Origin of the sequence: Myxococcus sp. AB036A (assembly GCF_006547355.1) — a bacterium.
In the GTDB taxonomy this organism is placed as follows: domain Bacteria; phylum Myxococcota; class Myxococcia; order Myxococcales; family Myxococcaceae; genus Myxococcus; species Myxococcus virescens.
The window spans coordinates 1-399 of record NZ_VHLC01000256.1; the positions used below are offsets into that span (position 1 = coordinate 1).

The 399-nt window shown below is 39.3% G+C and carries 1 protein-coding gene; it reads right to left on the reverse strand.

Annotation, left to right across the window (positions count from 1 at the left end; genetic code table 11):
* Window positions 1–357: beta-lactamase family protein (locus tag FL344_RS38325; protein WP_228565676.1), on the reverse strand; the 357-nt coding region annotated here is incomplete at its 3' end.
* Window positions 358–399 lie beyond the last annotated feature (42 nt).

Below are 399 nucleotides of genomic sequence, written 5' to 3' on the forward strand. Positions count from 1 at the left end.
CGTATATACTTTACTGGTTGAACCAATTCCGTATAGAGTATCTTTGGTTAGTGGTTCTTTCCCTTCTATGTCGTTCTTACCTGTCTGCCCCGACAAAATAAGTTTACCATTATCAATCAGCGCATACTGTACACTAGTCGTCTCATAGGACTTCGTGAGCAGTTCAGCGTTCTCTGCAGCAATCTTCTCCAAATCTTTGCTAGCAACTTCTTGGCTAGATACAACTGGAGTCTTACCACTAGAAGACGCTATCGCTCCTGTTGGCAGGCTCATCGTTAGAGCCAAAGTAGCGGCTAACACCCCAGATAATTTATTTTCCATAAATAAATGCCTCCTTAGATAAATGATTAATTTCATCTTTTATTTGTTCAATTACAAACATCACATAAACTACTATTC